General features: G+C 40.1%; 17 protein-coding genes and 1 tRNA gene. 12 read left to right on the top strand and 6 right to left on the bottom strand.

Annotated elements, in window-relative coordinates:
* The first annotated feature begins 8 nt into the window (after positions 1-8).
* The 3 genes from ABIC84_RS10785 to ABIC84_RS10775 all read left to right on the top strand — a co-directional run bounded on the left by ABIC84_RS10785 (position 9) and on the right by ABIC84_RS10775 (position 1,734).
* The gene (locus ABIC84_RS10785) at positions 9-398 is read left to right on the top strand and encodes a DoxX family protein (RefSeq protein WP_218117198.1); all 390 of its coding nucleotides are present in this window, start codon (positions 9-11) and stop codon (positions 396-398) included.
* On the top strand, positions 399-989 hold the full coding sequence (locus tag ABIC84_RS10780) for a YdeI/OmpD-associated family protein (RefSeq protein ID WP_429263571.1): 591 nt from the start codon (positions 399-401) through the stop codon (positions 987-989).
* Between the two features lie 193 nt (positions 990-1,182).
* Positions 1,183-1,734: a DUF4256 domain-containing protein gene (locus ABIC84_RS10775; RefSeq protein ID WP_426583201.1), complete on the top strand. Its 552-nt coding sequence runs from the start codon at positions 1,183-1,185 to the stop codon at positions 1,732-1,734.
* 56 nt (positions 1,735-1,790) lie between these two features.
* On the opposite strand, the gene ABIC84_RS10770 is transcribed toward ABIC84_RS10775, so the two are convergent.
* Positions 1,791-2,300, bottom strand: a complete 510-nt coding sequence (locus ABIC84_RS10770) for a DUF695 domain-containing protein (RefSeq protein ID WP_426583199.1) — start codon at positions 2,298-2,300, stop codon at positions 1,791-1,793.
* 436 nt (positions 2,301-2,736) lie between these two features.
* Here ABIC84_RS10770 and ABIC84_RS10765 point away from each other — a divergent pair, with 436 nt between their 5' ends.
* A complete protein-coding gene (locus ABIC84_RS10765; RefSeq protein ID WP_429263570.1) occupies positions 2,737-3,825 on the top strand; it encodes an acyltransferase family protein in 1,089 nt (362 codons plus the stop codon).
* 398 nt (positions 3,826-4,223) lie between these two features.
* On the opposite strand, the gene ABIC84_RS10760 is transcribed toward ABIC84_RS10765, so the two are convergent.
* On the bottom strand, positions 4,224-6,647 hold the full coding sequence (locus ABIC84_RS10760) for a TonB-dependent receptor domain-containing protein (RefSeq protein ID WP_429263569.1): 2,424 nt from the start codon (positions 6,645-6,647) through the stop codon (positions 4,224-4,226).
* Positions 6,648-7,176: 529 nt separating this feature from the next.
* On the opposite strand from ABIC84_RS10760, the gene ABIC84_RS10755 reads away from it, so the two are divergent.
* Positions 7,177-7,869: an FISUMP domain-containing protein gene (locus tag ABIC84_RS10755; RefSeq protein WP_429263568.1), complete on the top strand. Its 693-nt coding sequence runs from the start codon at positions 7,177-7,179 to the stop codon at positions 7,867-7,869.
* A 253-nt stretch (positions 7,870-8,122) separates the two neighbouring features.
* Here ABIC84_RS10755 and ABIC84_RS10750 read toward each other — a convergent pair.
* The 3 genes from ABIC84_RS10750 to ABIC84_RS10740 all read right to left on the bottom strand — a co-directional run bounded on the left by ABIC84_RS10750 (position 8,123) and on the right by ABIC84_RS10740 (position 9,824).
* Positions 8,123-8,196, bottom strand: a tRNA-Pro gene (locus tag ABIC84_RS10750).
* Positions 8,197-9,202: 1,006 nt separating this feature from the next.
* Entirely contained in the window at positions 9,203-9,526 is a 324-nt protein-coding gene (locus ABIC84_RS10745) for a hypothetical protein (RefSeq protein WP_429263567.1), read from the bottom strand.
* A 28-nt stretch (positions 9,527-9,554) separates the two neighbouring features.
* On the bottom strand, positions 9,555-9,824 hold the full coding sequence (locus ABIC84_RS10740) for a hypothetical protein (RefSeq protein ID WP_429263566.1): 270 nt from the start codon (positions 9,822-9,824) through the stop codon (positions 9,555-9,557).
* 303 nt (positions 9,825-10,127) lie between these two features.
* Here ABIC84_RS10740 and ABIC84_RS10735 point away from each other — a divergent pair, with 303 nt between their 5' ends.
* Both ABIC84_RS10735 and ABIC84_RS10730 read left to right on the top strand, forming a co-directional pair.
* A complete protein-coding gene (locus ABIC84_RS10735) occupies positions 10,128-10,388 on the top strand; it encodes a hypothetical protein (protein ID WP_429263565.1) in 261 nt (86 codons plus the stop codon).
* A gap of 7 nt (positions 10,389-10,395) precedes the next feature.
* On the top strand, positions 10,396-10,875 hold the full coding sequence (locus ABIC84_RS10730; protein WP_429263564.1) for a hypothetical protein: 480 nt from the start codon (positions 10,396-10,398) through the stop codon (positions 10,873-10,875).
* Positions 10,876-11,283: 408 nt separating this feature from the next.
* On the opposite strand, the gene ABIC84_RS10725 is transcribed toward ABIC84_RS10730, so the two are convergent.
* The gene (locus tag ABIC84_RS10725) at positions 11,284-11,997 is read right to left on the bottom strand and encodes a hypothetical protein (RefSeq protein ID WP_429263563.1); all 714 of its coding nucleotides are present in this window, start codon (positions 11,995-11,997) and stop codon (positions 11,284-11,286) included.
* Positions 11,998-12,441: 444 nt separating this feature from the next.
* Here ABIC84_RS10725 and ABIC84_RS10720 point away from each other — a divergent pair, with 444 nt between their 5' ends.
* From ABIC84_RS10720 to ABIC84_RS10700, 5 genes are all read left to right on the top strand, one after another.
* A complete protein-coding gene (locus tag ABIC84_RS10720; RefSeq protein WP_429263562.1) occupies positions 12,442-12,879 on the top strand; it encodes a hypothetical protein in 438 nt (145 codons plus the stop codon).
* A 201-nt stretch (positions 12,880-13,080) separates the two neighbouring features.
* A complete protein-coding gene (locus ABIC84_RS10715) occupies positions 13,081-16,410 on the top strand; it encodes a DUF4175 family protein (RefSeq protein ID WP_429263561.1) in 3,330 nt (1,109 codons plus the stop codon).
* A 1-nt stretch (position 16,411) separates the two neighbouring features.
* Positions 16,412-16,834 (top strand): ATP-binding protein, encoded by a 423-nt coding sequence (locus ABIC84_RS10710; protein ID WP_091174936.1) that lies wholly within the window; start codon positions 16,412-16,414, stop codon positions 16,832-16,834.
* Positions 16,834-17,259, top strand: a complete 426-nt coding sequence (gene ybeY / locus ABIC84_RS10705) for an rRNA maturation RNase YbeY (RefSeq protein WP_429263560.1) — start codon at positions 16,834-16,836, stop codon at positions 17,257-17,259. Before ABIC84_RS10710 ends, ybeY begins: the two co-directional genes overlap by 1 nt.
* A 43-nt stretch (positions 17,260-17,302) precedes the next feature.
* Entirely contained in the window at positions 17,303-17,818 is a 516-nt protein-coding gene (locus ABIC84_RS10700) for a glutathione peroxidase (protein WP_429263559.1), read from the top strand.
* The last annotated feature ends 295 nt before the right edge of the window (positions 17,819-18,113 follow it).

The raw sequence follows: 18,113 nt of genomic DNA, 5'->3' as shown, positions 1-18,113 counted from the left end.
CACATATCATGAAACGGAATAAAATTATCTATTGGATTGCTACCATCTGGCTTGCTTTAGGGATGATATCAACGGGAATGGTACAGTTATTAAAAGCGAAGGCCGGGGCAGGAGGGGCCGACAGCTTGACGCATTTAGGTTATCCGGGTTATGTTTTAACTATATTGGGCATCTGGAAAGTTTTGGGCGTTATAGCAGTATTGATTCCTAAATTTCCGGTGGTAAAGGAATGGGCGTACGCGGGTTTTTTCTTTGCTATGTCGGGCGCGATTTTTTCGCATATTGCAGCGGGGAATGCTATAGCTGAGATATTTCCCGCGCTGCTATTACTGGTACTTACTGTAATATCATGGTATTTCAGACCCGCCGAAAGAAAAGTAATTTCGGGAAACCAATAAATGAACGAGATGAACCCCAAAGTTGATTTTTATTTTAATAAAGCCGGGAAGTGGCAGGAAGAAGTAGAGCAATTGAGATCGGTTGTTCTTGATTGCGGATTGACCGAAGAATTAAAATGGGGCTGTCCCTGTTATACCTTTCGGGAAAGCAACATCGTTTTGATCCATGTATTTAAAGAATATTGCGCGCTTTTATTTTTCAAGGGAGCTTTATTAAGTGATACCCATAACATCCTTATTCAGCAAACCGAAAACGTACAAGCGGCGCGGCAGATCAGGTTTACCAATGCCGGGGAAATAGCCGGGCAAAGAAGTATCCTGAAAGCCTATATTTATGAAGCCATTGAGGTGGAAAAGGCAGGACTAAAAGTAAATTTAAAGCAAACGGAAGATTTTGCCGTCGCTCAGGAGTTTCAACATAAATTAAATACCATACCCGCCCTTAAAACCGCATTTGAAGCATTAACACCCGGACGACAAAAAGCGTATCTCCTTCATTTTTCCCAACCCAAACAAGCCTCAACCCGCGAGGCGAGGGTTGAAAAATGGATGCCGCAAATCCTTAACGGTAAAGGGTTGAATGATTTGTAATGCAGCCCGTTTTGAAGAATAAAAAGCGGGGGCCTGTGCGATTCCCCTCCCGAGAGGGGTGTAGGGGTGTGTTTCCGCTTTGAAAAGGCAATCGCATAAACACACCCCTGCCACCGCGCTGTCTTACGCGCCCCTCTCAAGAGGGGAATTGAAAAATCACCTAAAAACCAATAAACCATAACCTGCAATAAATATGAAGCTATCACCAGAACTACAGAGAGAACTTATCGGCATACTGAAAACGCGTTTTGAAAAAAACATGAACCGCCACACCGGCATAGAATGGGCCGGGGTACAGGTAAAGCTGAAAGCCGATACCGAAAAACTATCGATACTTAATGAAATGGAAATAACCGGCGGAGAACCCGATGTTGTTGCTTACGATAAAAATACGGGCGAATATATTTTTTTCGACTGTGCCGCAGAAAGCCCCAAAGGCCGCAGAAGTGTTTGCTACGATCATGAAGCGCTGGAAGCCAGAAAAGAACACAAGCCCGGAAACAGCGCTGTGGAAATGGCGAAGGATATGGGCATTGAACTTTTAAATGAAGAACAATACCGCGAATTGCAAAAGCTTGGAAAGTTTGATACCAAAACCTCAAGCTGGATAAAAACACCGGCCAATATCAGGGAGCTTGGTGGCGCCATTTTTGCCGATTTCCGTTATGGCACCATATTTATTTACCACAATGGGGCGGAGTCATATTATGCTGCCAGGGGCTTTAGAGGGGCGTTGAGGGTTTGAGTTTTTCTTTTGCACAGTCGCTTGAGTTGGGAACTCAAATATTAGAGGTCATGTACTTACTCTAAAAACGGTTTAACCTCTACCCATTCTTTATCCTGTTTTATTTCAAATGAAAACTCACGCTTTACATCGGGCGCTTTTGTTTTTTTCTGAAGATATTGGTTTGCTTTCCCGGGATGATCAATATAAGCATAAACATCTAAGAAGGAATCGTTGTAGACATGGCCAATGTAATGCAGGGTTACTACTTTACCCGTTTCATTGATTAGTTCGTCCTCAAGCGTATTAGCAACGTCTATTTCTGACTCAAGCGGTAGCCCATTTTTCATAACACTATCATGCTTAAGCGCAACGTGAATTTGCAGGCACCACGGATAGCTTTTCTTTTCGCCGTAATTTTTATAGGCGGTGTTAACAGATCCAACAACAGGCCTCCCGTCAGGTAATTTTGCTTCAATAACTGAAAAACTTTCGGGAGGAAAAATGGTATGCTTGTTCTGGGCCTTACAACCCAATATTAGTAATTGTAGTAAAATAACTATGACAAGGCGAAAGTAACGTAGCATGGATAAGGTTAGTATTATGCGATGCTAAAATAGATATTCAATGTGGCTAAAACAACTGGTATTGAGTTCCCGACGCATTATATGGCTTAAGTTCACTGGTTGACTTTATGGTATAGTGAGGCTTTATTTTTATCTGGCGGGATCTCAGGGTAATGCTTCAGATTTCAAGCAGGATGCTTGCTTTATTGGGGGACGAAGTTACACTGGCGTTAAACTTCGACCAGTAGGCTAACCAGGCAATTATTGCCTGGCTGATACCGCAAATAGTATAAATGATTTAACTTTCTTTGATGTTAAACGGATGCACGTATGGAAAAATTTAGCCAGAGCTATCCGGCTGGAAAGGTGTTTTCTGGAAATTAAATATCTTGTGGAGAAATAAAAGATTAAAAATTTACCTTTGTGGTAAAATTTTAATTAATATATTCTACCCTATATGAAATTAAACCAACTCACTTTTACCAGATTTCTTGCAGCGGTTGCTATTATTGTATACCACACCAGGAGCAATATTTGGCCGTTTAATTTGCCAGTTTTACAAAATGTATTCAATAAGGCAAATGTTGGTGTAAGTTACTTTTTCATATTGTCGGGATTTGTGATGATCATTGCCTATGGTCAGCAAAAACATGTTCAAGTTAAGCCGGGAAACTATTATTTGAACAGGATAGCCAGGATCTATCCGGTATACCTTTTTGCGCTTATTTTGGCAGCATTTAGGTTATTGATAACAGATACGCTGCCGGTGAAGGAATTTATATTACAGCTGTTTGCTATTCAATCATGGTTCCCTGGTTATATCAGTAAGATTAACCCTCCCGGCTGGTCATTATCTGTTGAGGCATTGTTTTATATTGTGTTTCCATTACTTTTTAATTATTACTACAGTAAATTTTCCTTTAAATCTGTTGCAATAATGGTTTTATGCTTATGGCTTACAACCCAGGTAATACTAAACTTTTTTTACCGATCACCATATTATGCAGCTCCACCATCAACCATTCATGATCTGTTATTCTATTTCCCATTAATGCATATTAATGAGTTTATGATTGGAAACATTCTCGGCTTTGTTTATTTAAAATCGGCAAAAAGGCAGGGGAACTATGATTGGTATATTACAGTTATCGTAATGGCTTTACTGGTTGTATTATCCGTTAATAATTACTTTAGCTTTCATAACGGATTAATGGCCGTGTTGTTTGCACCTCTTATTTTATTATTGGCCTTAAATAACGGCAAAATCACAAAGGTTTTCTCAAATAAATATTTGATACTGCTGGGCGAAGCGAGTTATAGCATGTATATACTTCAATACCCAATAAAATCTTTCCTGAGTTTTTTCTTCAAAAAAATGCGGATAGTAAATCCTGAAGTGCAATTTTATACCTTTTTGATCGCGCTTATTTGTATTTCTATTGCCTGTTATTTTTTCATTGAAATTCCGGCAAAAGATTGGATAAAAAGCTGGAAAGACCGGAAGCGTTTAAAATTACAAGCAGTAGATGATTCTGTAAATTTCTAATTATCAATTACGGCATATAAGCTTTGTTAAATAAAAAAAGCATATCCAATCAGTAAGACTACTGTGCAGATATGCTTTTTTTGTTGTTTTCAAGTTGGGATGAGGAGACGATTACCCCGGCATTTATATCTATGATATTCAGGGCGGGCGCCGTATAGGGCACATATATTGTGCTTCGGTTTGATGGCCCTTGATACTTATTTACCCTATAGTTGATAATCAATGAACTTGTTATAAAACATAAAGAATGTCTGCTACAAATAAAAGATTTTGTAGTTATGGCTCCCCGGCGATGCAATTGAATGATAACGCGTTAATCACCATGTAAGCAAACGAAAGCGCGACCCAGGAAAAGTCAAGGCCGGGCGGGGCCGCTAAACAGGATTGATATCCTGCTGTCAGAATTTAGCACCTAATGTAACATACCATGACCTTCCGTCGCCGGGTAATATACCATTGCCAAGGTAAACGAGCGTTTCTGTTCGGCGGGTAAAGTATTTATTATCTGTCAGGTTATTGATACCGATCCTGATGTTGTACTTGTCGGAAAACTTATAGCCCAGAGCAAAATCGGCCACGCGATATCGTGGGACATAACCTATATTGGGACTTGTTTTGGTCGCAGCTGTATTATTCGCATCCGACCATGATCCGCCAACATATGAATAATAAAAGGTAGCGGAGAGGTTATGTACAGAGCCATTTACACCCGAGCGGCTAACAAATTGAGGAACGTCTTCCAACGTTTTTCCTGTCAGATCAACCACGCCTGCTTTGCCATTCAAATACCTGGCGTGATTATAAGCGTAAGAAGAAAATATGGAAAGATCATTGTTAGTGTCCTCGGTATTGAAATTAAGCAGGTGAACCTCAACAAAAGCTTCCACTCCCCTGGTGAGCGCATTGCCTGCATTGGTGGTGTAGGTGTAGGGTTTTCCGTTGCCATCAGTCAGCGTTATATTTCCTATCCTGTTGTTATACTTCAGTTCAAATGCGCTTAGATCAAAGTTCAATATCTTTTTAACCTTTCCCCTAATGCCAATATCTGCATTATGGCCGCTCGCGTCTTTCAAATTCGGGTCGATCACCGCTGTGCTCGATCCGATGATAAGATTTGCATAAAGGATGGGCCTGTATGCCTGCGAATAATTACCATAGATATTAATGCTTTCAGTGATCTTATACTGCGCACCGATTCCACCCAGCACGATGTTCCTGGAGGTTGAAAGCGATACGGGGTTAAAATTTTTATATGCTTTATATTCCGTTCCGTTTAAAGTTGATTTGAGGTTATCATACCTGATGCCGGGGGTAACGGATAGCCTATCGGTGATGCGGAAAAGGTTTTCAAGAAACGCCCCGTAGTTTATTGTTTTAAAGAGCAGGGCGATACCGTAATTGCCGGTTTGGGTAAGGTCAAAATTAGTTCCTGTACTTCCTTCCCCGTTTTGTTTTCTGTTTGTAGCAGCGTTGGAATATTTTAAGCCGCCCGATAGGGCACTCTCATGGCCGAACAGATCGTATTTTTTTATCATTCTTGCATCAACAGTATAGCTGTTATAAAAGTCCCTGTTTATCTCTCTTGGCGCGTAGGAGCCTGTAGTTTTGCTGATGGTATCTGCATTGGTGGCTAAACTCGGGCTGGCAATAACCATGTTTCTTTGTCCAAAAAAAGTATAGGCTTTTACATTCAATAGTGTTTTATTATTGACGGCGTAATTAAAAAGCAAAGCGGGGAGGTTAAGTATCGGGTTAAAATAATTTCTGCTCCTGGTTGATTGGCGCGGATTAGCAGCGAACATCGCGTCGGTAAGCCCGCCAGCAAATTTCTGCATATAGTTTTCTCTTGAGTATTCGAGGCCAATATCCATTTTATCTGTTAGCTTATAGTGCAAACTTGCGTAAGCATTCAGGAAATTATAGTCGGAGTTAGGACGCCATCCATCGCTGCTACGGTAATTAAAGAAAGCATAATAAGTGAACTTGCCTTTTTTTCCACCTACCGAAGCAAAGGAATTTGAGGTATTGAACGAGCCGTACGTTTGTTCGGTTTCAATGCTTAATGACTTCGTGGTATCGGGTTGTTTAATTACATAATTGAGCATTCCTCCAAACTGAGGGCCATATTGAAGAGCGGCTGATCCCCTGATGATCTCAATTTGCTGTACGGCTTCCAATGGCGGGTTATACATGGCCTCGGGATAACCATACAGATCGTTATTAACATTGTAGCCATTCTGGTTCACATTGAACTCCCATGACCTGTGCGGACTTAATCCTCTTGCCGCTACACTGGTTTGAGTGCCCGAACCATCCAACTCCCACGACGTGATACCCGGTACTTTTGCAAACACATCGCGGGCTTTATTTTGTGCGATATCTGCATTGACGCTGTCAACCAAAACAACTTCATTTTTTTTTCCCGAATAAATATTTGTTCCGCCGATCTCGGGTAACGCTTTGATGCTTCCTACGCCTCTTTCGCCTTGTACTTCAACAGCAGATATCTTAATAACGCCGGCCTGAAGCGTATAGGAAAATTCAGTAGTGTCATTGTTTTTTACGAGTATATGTTGTTTAACAGATTTATAGCCGATGTGCGAAATAATGACCTGGTAATTTCCGGCAGGAATATTATTGATGCTGTATTGGCCTTTATTATTTGTGGTGGCGCTGAAATTTGTTTTGTAAAGAATAATATTCACCAACTCCAACGGGGCTTTTGAATTGTCGGTGATGCTACCTTTAATATTGCCGGTTGATTGGGCAAAAGCATGGGTAAGTATTAAGAAAAGGAGAAAGGTAAGGAAAGCTTTTTTCATAGAATGATCGTGTTTTTTGACATGTCGGTTTGTTTCCGATCCTTCATTATGTTTTTAAAAATATAACGCTAAGCTATAAAAAAGATCTTTTTTTTATTTAAAAATATATGCCTGATTGAAATGTTTTCTATGGGGTTTGCAGATTATTCAAATTAATTCGGAGTTAAAAAAAATCAAGGAATATAAGTTCACGATTAGCTGAGCGCCATGATTGGCCACAATCTATTTGAACTGCTCTATAATTTTTCGCCCGTATCCAGTTACCTCCGCGGTAAGAGATCACCAATGGCTTGTCAAAACAAATGGTGATATAATCGATCAGTTTATATTTGCTGTTAAGAGGTAAACCGTAAACGTCCCTTTAAACACTACCGTCAACAAAATCAAAAAAGAGCATAATCAATCAGTAAAAAACTGCTCAGATATGCTCTTTAACGTTGTGGTTAAGTCGGGATGGTGGGATTCGAACCCAAAAATGTGTCGTTTTGAATATCTAAGTTTTTGTTTAGTTTTGGATAAAACCTTACCAATGAAACTCCTTCTGCTTTTGTTTTTATCTTTTTTACTGCTATTTGCCGCCTGTAAAAAAGATAGCACAACAAAAGAGGAAGCTTCAGGAGTGATCATATCAGGCACTGTGTATCCAACTGTTAAAATTGGGCAACAAGAATGGACGGCAGTCAACTATGACGGACAGGGAGGTATAGAGGGTACTTTTTATGTGCCCAATACCAATTATAAGAAATTTTATACTCAAGCCGATTTAGCGAACTTAAAACTGCCTTCTGGCTGGCGTATACCCACTGTCGCCGATTTTAATAAACTAATGAGCAATTTTACCAGCAAGAAAGATACTGAGGGCAATTTTGTAATGGATTACAATGAGGCCCTTGTGCTTAAATCTACGTCGGGATGGGAGGTGCGTGGGGCATCTGATAAACAGGGAACTAATACTTCTGGGTTTAATGCTTATCCGGCGGGATATTATGCCAGCCCATATAACGAAACCCCAGGAAACCTTGCGCTGTTTTTAAGCTCCACTCCGTTGCCGGCTGCAAAAGTTAATTTTCATGCCACTTATTATTCGTTTATTTTAAGCAGGCTGTATGGAACCACTTCCAGTGATGATCACGCGCAATGTTTTGGTTGCTTTGTGGACGGCGAACATAATACCGACTCTCCAAAATCGGTAAGGTTTGTAAGGGATAATCAGGCTAAATAATGATCTCTATGTCTTTAGCCAAACGCATAATCAAAGTACCCCCCCGCTGCTGCAAGGCTGTGCCTTGTGGCCCGCATACAAAGCATTGAATATTGGAAATTGTGAATGAAATCATTATCCGGATTTTTTATAACCCGTAAAGCTAACCTTGAGGACAGCAGTAAGGGCAAAGCCCAGGCAATAAGAAATCAAAGGAGCATATCTCATCAGTAAAACTACCTCTGAGACATGCTCTTTAAAGTTTGTGTTCAAGTCGGGATGGCGGGATTCGAACCCACGACCTCCAGCACCCCATGCTGGCGCGATACCGGGCTACGCTACATCCCGAAGAAAAAGATTAGCTCTATCTAACGATTGTAACCATCTGTAAACCTTCGTCTTGCATTTAATAAGCAGGGTTTGTGAATCCGTTAATTGTTGTTAGCTAAAATGTTGCTCTAACATGGTAGTACAACAAAGAGTACAAATGTTAGATTGGCAAATATAAAAACTATAAGAAAAAGGTCAATAGGTACCTGAAGTTTTTACGGGTACTCTCTTGGAATAAAGGTGATTGAGGTTATCATGTTGTTTGATTGAGTGAATGAATTATGGAGCATCAACACGCTTATAGCAATCAAGTGCAAGATGGAACGGAATAAATGAAAGGTGGTGCGTAGGCTTGTGTTTATGCCGTAGTTTCCTTGCAACGCTTCAGCAGCTATAAGCGTAACTTTGCTTAATAATTCATAGTTCACAGGTTTTTAAACCTATCTCCCTTGTAATAAATTGAGAGCAGTGCAGTTGTAATAAAGGACAGTCAAAGTCGCGTTTAGAAGCTGCATTGACCCTTTTTAGCTTTAAAACCAGTCAAAAGAGGCCATATTCTGTTGTATTAGAGGACAAATTGCGCAAAACTTGCATAAGTAGCTGATTTTTAACTGACATAGTGGTGTCAGGGAGCCGAAATGGCTTTTAATATGTATAAACACGATGGTCGATACATGTTCATCTTCTAAGTCGCCCCCTATGCCTCGATTTTAGATTTGATGCATTTGATACTTTTAACCCCATGTCTATAGCGGCAAGCGCCATCGTTAATAATTCAATGATTTGTGTAGTAATTTCCATATGACAAAGGTTGAAAGCAATGAGATCATAATAAACGACAACCTAAATCATTGTTTAAAGGCTCAATGAGTAGCTTTTGCTTGGTACAGGTCTCTTTTAGCCGGCTCTCTGATTATATTAGAGGACAAAAAGGTATAAGTTTTTAACCGATTGAAATTGAGCGTTAAACCTCTGCAAGGCATTATGCAAGCCGCTGCGAATGGAGCAAAAGGCCTGTGAAGAATTATATAACTTTGAGCAGCTCGTTAATTACTTGCTGTACTGTTCCTCTTCCTACTACTTTGGAGCCTTCTCTAAATTCAAATTCAAGTCCTGGATAAATGCTATGTTTGAAGTAATCAATTGATATTATTGTTATCTCGGCGGTTACAGTTTCTCCCGGATTTACCTTATCCTTGTCGAGGAACTTTTGATAGCCAGATGTTTGCATTTCACTAAATGGAAACTTCACTTGTGGCCGATAACTAGTAAAGGCAGGCGTACTTCTTCCCCCTTGTTCTGTAGTGTAGTAATGTGGTTCTGCTATGAAATCAGGTTTAGGAATCATAATACTAAGTTAACAGCTTACAGCGGCTTTACATATACTTAAACCAATCCTCTAACAAGCTCCCGTTTTCATAAATTTCTATATCGTAATTACCTTTGCTTTCTGGAAACAGCTGTACCCATCTTTCCTTATTAGCAACTCTTAAACTCCAATGAAAGTCAGCATCACAGTTAACAGCAATAAACTTTATTTCGTTCCCGGGAGATACTTTATAAATTAAACATTCGGGTTCCAGCTGTATGTTAAGCGGTTCATCATCTTTACGTAAATGAAATTCAATGGCGTGTTTGTTTTCCATAAATGGAGCTTTTTACTAAGGTAGCAACTTATTTGAGTTCTGCGAACCGCCTGCGAACAGAGCACGTTGTCTTTCAAAGAAGCTTGATAGAGCGATTTTACAGAATGTTTCACAGATGCTTCAAAACAGTTCGAGGTTATTGATTGCTGAAACATACATCCTTATATCAACTACGGACTATCGACTGCCCAAGATAATGCGTCCCAGGGATATACCGATTTCACAAACAACAACTGGCTTTTATCTATAGATCAATGGTGTACGCTGGATGGTTTGCCTGCCAATTACAGCAACCATCTGGTCATGCTGACCAATTATTTTGACCAGGCGGTCGGCGCCTTGAAAACATGGGAAAAATCGGCCCATACGGACTCAGAATATGCCAGCGCAATGTTATATGGATTAAATACTTCCGATCCATCAGCAACGGCGACGGAAACAGCTACTTTACAACAGGCGTATAATGCTATTAAAACAAAATACTCGCTAACAGATGCGCAGTTAAATAGTTTTTATAACAGTTCTTTGAACTCAAATGATAAATTACCCGGAAATTGCAACTAATTGATTTATGAAATACTTTTTGATCGTAATACTTTGGCTTAACATTTATAGCGCTTCGGCTCAAAAGGTAGCCAACAATATCGACACGGTTTATTATTTGCTGGATACCACCAATACAACGCCGAAAGATAGGATGTGGGATGTCGGGATAGAATCACAGTACAAATACTTTACCGTAAAATGTCCATGTCTCAAATACAATAGCGAACCAACTTTTGTATATAATTTAAAGGATTCTGGCCAGAGTATTAGTAATGCTTCACTATCAAAGATCAGGATGGTCAGTCTTCCTACGCTGATCGATTTTGCGAAAAAAACAACAGATCTCACCGCTCAAACGCTATGTGTATTCTATATAGTAGAGATAGGGAAGGACCATGAGTACATTGTGCACAAAACAAGATTGTTAACTCCGCGAATAAGAGAGGCCAGTGTAGATTTTGAAAATGTAACACCAATGCCGGATAAAAAACGCAGAAATAAATAATGATGTTTTAGTGATAATGACATGAAGCTGCAAATTATAACTACAGCGGTTAAAAGAATTAATAAGGCGCTGAACAACATTCAAAAGGCTTAGCGTTTTAAACGGATTGAAGTGTAAGTGCCCGGCTGATTAAGCCGGTTACTTAACGGGCTAATCCCTCCCAATAAACTGACAGGATCTTGTCAGTGTTCAATTTTTAAAAACCGGGTGTTCAATGTTTTAAAATGAAAATTTGTAACCCGTTGATTATCAGTGCTTGTTTGTTCAAGTCGGCTTTAAAAGCATTTTAGCCAAAATGCAAGTTGTTGATAATCAGCAATGTTATTTTACAAAAGAAAAGCAAGTGTTCACACTTTTAAAAATTGAACACTTGTAGATCCGCCCGGAAACGGAACCAATAAAGCCGAATCACCTCGTCATCAATAGCTCGGTATGGGTAATTGAAAATTTCCCGGATAGTTTTAGGGGTATTCCGTACTCGTTATAATAAACCCTGCCTGCTGCCTTTATTTCTTTCGACCGGCTGCCGTTTAATGGATGAACAAGGCAGGTTATTGAAAAGTCGGCACCGGTGTTAAATGATTTTTCAACAGCATCCATAAGTGCGGCCTGGTGCCGGGGATCAACAATATGGATGGCTTCATTTAAAACGGGCTTTGTATTTTCCGGAAAGCCGAAAAGCTTTAAGCCATATTCGGAAAGCGTAATCTCTTTGCTGCTGAAATCCAGCGACCACTCCCAAAGGGTATGATCGTAGACCATTGTTAATTCAACACTATCCAATATTTCCGATAACTGGCCATTAAGTTTTTCCGATTTCACGTACGAAAGCTCCAATTTTTCGCCCAGAGTCAAAAGCTCGGTTCTTAGTGTAGCTATTTCATTATTTAAAGCAGCGTTGGTTTCGGGGCCGGCGCTATCTGCCGTCGTCAGCGCAGACTCGTCTTTTTCGTCAGGTGAGTCCCCAACTGGCTGCAGCTTATAACTTTTCTTTCGACGGGTTAACAAAATGTTAATATATAAAAGGCAAAATATTGCGGCATAAAATAAAATATTTTGCCAAACGCCACCTACACTAAAGTAGTCAAATATGGATTTATCGAGTTGGATCGGAGTGGTCATGATAGGGCTGTGGCTAAATTAATGCAAGGTAATAATTAACTATACGCTTAACAATCCGTGAAAACACCTATTCTGCGCTAATTTACACAGCAATGATTAATCTATGATTAAAAAAAACAATGGCGTATTGTATCCGCTATTTTGTAATAAACCTTTATAATTTATTTATAACACCAACGGCCGACTAAGTTATGTGCCTAAGAAAAATTCGGCGGGCAGGATATAATATTTTATATAAAAAATCAGTTTATATTCTACCTGTAAACCTTTAAAAATATTCACTATCGGTGCGTATGAGTTAACGTATCGACGCTGAAAATGGTATTAAAAAAGAAATCATGTAGTTATAATCCCGCGTTGAGCGGATATGTGGGCATTTATAGCAAAAGCAACTATTGTTATTTTATTGACGGCTCTGTATCTTGTTGACTTCCTTAATAAATTATGAACCGGTCATTTATATATAGTTTAAAAGTTTGGTCGCTGATGGTGATCATAGCACCATTGCTCCATCTTGTGCTGTCATGGTTTATTATCGAGAACCCTGAAATAAGCCTTATCGCGGAGATCCAAAAAGACTATATCATTTTTGCAGATATGGTTCTGCTGCTTACTATTCCTTTCGCCTTTGTATTTTGGGTGGCCGTATACTCTTTATCAAAAAAGAGAGAGCCGTTTTATGTAAAACAGGTTTTAACCATAGCTATATTGATAATTACTATGCTCCCGTTTTTTGAATTACTTTTTGAGAAAAAGGTTTCGGCTGTATCTTCTATAGCAGTAATTATATTTCCATATTCAATTACGGGGATAGCCGGTATTTGGCTACATAAGCTCGAATCTCCAGATTTTGAGGAAGAAACAGTTGAGGAGCGGGAATAAGATTTTCCCAATTTTGCCTATTATCATTGTTTAAAACCATGTATTTCCCAATAAAGGGGGGGATTCAATTTTAATTGTCATTAACAATTAACATTTTATTATTATTGCTTTAATTTTTAACTTAAACCAACACGTGTTATATATAATACATGGCTTTTGCGTTTAATAAGGCGTGTTTATTTAACGTTTTCCACATGTAGTATGGCCTCGACAGAAAATTATGAACTTTTGCTTGGCAAAATCAATACTTTCACCCGGAAGTATTATTTCAATAATTTTCTTCGTGGATTAATATTTTTAGGCGCCGGTCTTTTCTCTGCTTATGTGGTTATAATACTGAGCGAATATTTTGGCAATTTCAGTATCCTGCTGCGTACCATCCTTTTTTACTTTTTTATCCTGCTCAATACAGTGCTTGTTTGCTGGCTTGTTTTACCGTCACTGCTGGCCTGGCTTAAGCTGGGCAAAACTTTAACGCATGATGAAGCTGCCGAAATTATTGGCAGGCATTTTAATGATGTTCATGATAAATTGCTTAACACCCTGCAGCTTAAAAAGCTTGCTGCCGAAGATGAAAACCACCGTGCGTTGATTGAAGCCAGTATCGACCAAAAGATAGAGGCGCTTAAACCGGTAAGCTTCCCATCGGCCATCAATCTGAAAGAAAACACCAAATATTTGAAATGGGCACTTGGTCCGCTGGGGGTAATTATCATCATTGCATTGGCGGCGCCATCGGTATTAACCGAAAGTACTAAAAGATTGATCAGGCATAACGAATATTTTGTGCCTGCTGCTCCGTTCAGGTTTATTGTATTAAACAAAACACTTTCAGTTGTGCAGGGGAGTGATTTAAAGCTCGACCTTAAACTGGAAGGCGATAAGCTGCCCTCGGATGTTTATGTTGAAACAGGGGAGAATACGTTTAAATTGGATAAAGATAACATCAGCCGTTTTCATTACCAGTTCAGCAACCTGCAGCAAAATACCCGCTTTAAGTTTTCGGGTAATGGCTTTAGTTCGGCTGTTTACGAAATCAAAGTAAATCAAAAGCCGGCACTGTTGCACTTTGACGTTGAACTGAACTACCCGGCCTATTTGCATAAAAAGAATGAAAGGCTGCTCAACGCCGGTGATTTGACTATTCCTGCAGGTACAACTGTGAACTGGCAATTGCATACTCAATATACCAGTGCGCTTATGTTTGATATGAATGGCCGAAGTCGTCCGGCTGTGCAAAGCAGTGCCGATTTGTTTGAACATCACGAACGAGTATTAAAAAATTCAGTCTACAAACTTTTACCGGTTAATGCCCAAGTGAACCAAACTGATTCGGCTACATATCGCATCAACGTTATTACTGACGAAGCGCCATCCATTACTGTTGATGAAAAGCCCGATTCAGTAAGCATGAAAGCGTTTTATTTTAACGGCGAGATCCAGGACGATCATGGCTTTTCGGCACTCACTTTTCATTACAGCATTGAAGCCTCAGGCAATGGTAAAGCAAAGGAGTTTACAAAAAGGGTTAATGCCGATCTGTCCCAAACGCAAGCCGGCTTCTTTTACTACTGGAACCTCAAGGAAATGGGTATTACTTCCGGTGATCATGTAAGCTACTTTTTTGAGGTTGCCGATAACGACGATGTGGCCGGACATAAAACAGCGCGTACAGCAAAACATACACTAAATATCCCTGATAACAAGGAGGTTAACCAACAGTTAAATGCCGGATCAAAAGCTATAAAAGAAAAAATGCAATCGGCCATTAAGCTGGCCGGGCAGGTTGAGCGCGACGCGCAAAAACTTAATCAAAATTTGCTGAACAAAAACACGCTGTCGTTTGATGAGAAAAAGCAGGTGGAAGACCTGATGCAAAAAAGGAAAGACCTGGAAGACCTTGTAAAAGATATCCAGGCCGATAACAAAAAGAATTTATACAACCGCCAGGAAAACCAACAACAAACGGATGAGATCAGGGCTAAGCAAAAACAGATAGAAGACCTGTTTAATAATGTGCTGGATCAAAAAACCAAAGAGCTGCTTCAAAACCTGCAGCAAATGTTAAATGAACAACAGAAAGATGTTACCCGTGATGAATTATCCAAAATGCAGATGGATAATAAATCGTTAAAAAAGGAGCTCGACAGGGTGCTGGAACTTTACAAAAAGCTGGAGTTTGAGCAAAAGCTCAATCAAAACCTCGATCAGCTGAATAAATTGGCCGATGAGCAGCAAAAACTATCTGATCAAACCAAACAGCCCGGTGCCGATCAGAAGGGTCTGCAGCAACAACAAGATAAGCTGAAGCGGGATTTTCAGGATGTGAAGAAAAGCTTTGATGAGTTGCAGAAGGCCAATGAGCAGTCCGAACGCAAATCCGACTATCAAAACCCTGAAAAAGAAACCAAAGATATTGAGCAGCAGATGGATCAAAGCATGGGTGACCTGCAAAAAAAGGATAATTCAAGGGCGTCAAAATCGCAGCAGCAGGCAGCAAAGCAGATGAAGGAGCTTTCCGCAAAAATGCAAAAGGATAGCGACGAAGGCGAATCAAAAGAGAATACTGTTGATGCCCAGCAACTAAGGGAATTGTTAAAGAGTTTGGTTAATAGTTCGTTTAACCAGGAAAAGCTGATGCAAACGCTTAAAAACACCAACCCTACCGATCCCTCATATGTTACTTTATCGCAAAACCAAAAAGATATCAAAGACAACCTGAAAACGGCCGAAGACAGTTTGTACGCCATTAGCAGAAGGGTGCCGCAAATCCAGTCGACAGTGAATAAGGAGATTACCAGTATTAACGAACATATTGACCAGGCCCTCGAATTTTTGGGCGATAGGCGCACGTTGGAAGCAAATCGAAATCAGCAATACGCCATGACATCCATGAACAATCTTGCCCTCATGCTGAGTGAAGCGCTTGAGCAAATGCAAAAAATGATGAACAAGGGAGGTAAAGGGGGCAAGGGTAAGCAGCAATCCATATCACAATTGGCAAAAATGCAGCAACAGCTTAATCAAAATATGCAAAAGGCCCGCGAGCAGATGCAGCAACAAGGCAACCAGGGTAAGGGCCAGCAAGGAAATAGCGGCAATATGAGTGAGCAGTTTGCTAAAATGGCACGTCAGCAGCAGATGATACGGCAGGCTTTGCAACAAATTGACAGGGACGAAAATAAAGACGGGACAGGCGGATTAGGCAATTTGGATAAAATTTCGAAAGAAATGGAACAAACCGAACGTGATCTCGTAAACAGGAAGATTACAGATGATGCGCTAAAAAGGCAGCAGCAAATACAAACCCGGTTATTAGAGGCCGAAAAGGCCGAGCAGCAACGAGATCAGGATCAGCAACGGGAAAGCAATGCGGGTAAGGATTTGCCACCGGGATATATAAAGGCACTGCAGGAGTACCAGCAACAAAAAGCAAAGCAAACGGAGCAGATCAGAACGGTATCTCCGGCACTTAATTTGTATTATAAACAAAAAATAAAATCTTACTTTGATCAACTTAATGCCAAATAATATGGAAGAGGCAAATGTTCAAACCAGCGAGCTATATACGTTGCAGCTGCCGTCAAAACCGGAGAGCATAACGTTGCTTGAGCAGCTGATAGAAGAAATTGCTGATAAATATCATGTGGAAGAAGATACCTTCGCGAACATGATGACCTGCCTCAATGAAGCGGTTATAAATGCTATCATGCATGGCAACAAACAGGACGAAACAAAAAAAGTGATTGTTAATGCCGAAGTTGAACCGAAGCGGATCATCTGGACTGTTACCGATGAAGGCCCTGGCTTTGATTATAATAACCTTGCCGATCCCACAGCTCCTGAAAATCTCGAGAACCTGACCGGGCGCGGTGTGTTTATCATTAAACACCTTGCCGATCAGTGCATCTTTAACGCCTCGGGCAATGAAATTGAACTTCATTTTAAGATCTGATGCCCGCGATTAATTTTTTTGAAGAAGACACAACCTTTAAGCCAAAACAAAAAACTCAGTTAAGACAGTGGATCAGGGATACTGTAATTGCCGAAGGTTTTAAATTAAAAGAACTTAATTATGTTTTTTGCTCAGATGCCTACCTGTTGCAAATAAATCAGCAATACCTTGATCATGATACTTTTACTGATATCGTAACTTTTGATAATTCGGAAGTAGAGGGGGAGATAGTTGGCGATATCTTTATTTCGATAGACCGCATCCGTGAAAATGGCGCCAAATTTAAAACCGGCGAAACCGATGAGTTGCACCGTGTTATTATTCACGGCGCACTGCACTTGTTGGGCTATACGGATAAAAGTGTTGTTACAAAACAAAAAATGACACAAAAAGAAGATGAGTACTTAGCTAAAAGAAATTTTTAGCTTTACTTTTATAGTAGATTATTAAAAATCAATTGTAAAAACCATGAAAACACTGGCACTCATCATCGCCTTATTATTTGCCACCGCGCCATCTTCAGTATATGATTTTAAACTGAAAACCATCGACGGCAAAGATTTTAGCCTGGCTAAATACAAAGGCAAAAAAGTATTGATTGTAAACACAGCCTCAAAATGCGGCTTTACCAAACAATACGCCGATCTGGAAAAACTATCTGAGCAATACAAAGGCAAACTGGTTGTAGTAGGTTTCCCGGCCAATAACTTTGGCGGCCAGGAGCCGGGCACAAACCAGGACATTAAAACCTTTTGCAAAGAAAACTTTAACGTAAAATTCCCGATGAGCGGTAAAGTAAGCGTTTTAGGTTTGGATATCGATCCGTTGTTCCAATACCTGACAACTGCTCCAAACCCTGATTTTACCGGCGACATCAAATGGAATTTCGAAAAATTCCTGATAGACGAAAAGGGCAAGCTGATCCACCGTTTCAGGTCACAAACTACGCCGCTGTCTGAAGATATCACAAAGTATTTAAACTAAGGCTTTGCCTTTACGGCACAGGCTACCGACGGTAGTGCCGGTAGCGCAAGATAGTTTTGAACAAAGTAAAGGGGCAATAACCAATTGGTTGTTTGTCCCTTTACTGTTAAAGCGGGATTGATCTTTTAGGCTGATGATTATAATGTGCAAAGGTGAAATAACAAACGGTCGCGAAGCCGGGCGGCAACGAATTATGGTAATGATAAGGTTTAGGCTTTAAAGATCACTAACAGGGAAGTTAATTTTAACAAGTCCATTTAGTTTCTTTATGAGGCTAAATTAGGGTTAACCAATC

It is taken from the genome of Mucilaginibacter sp. 3215, assembly GCF_050433785.1.
Classification (GTDB): domain Bacteria; phylum Bacteroidota; class Bacteroidia; order Sphingobacteriales; family Sphingobacteriaceae; genus Mucilaginibacter.
Note: the sequence above shows the minus strand (reverse complement) of the source record. Positions and strands in the feature narration are given on the sequence as shown.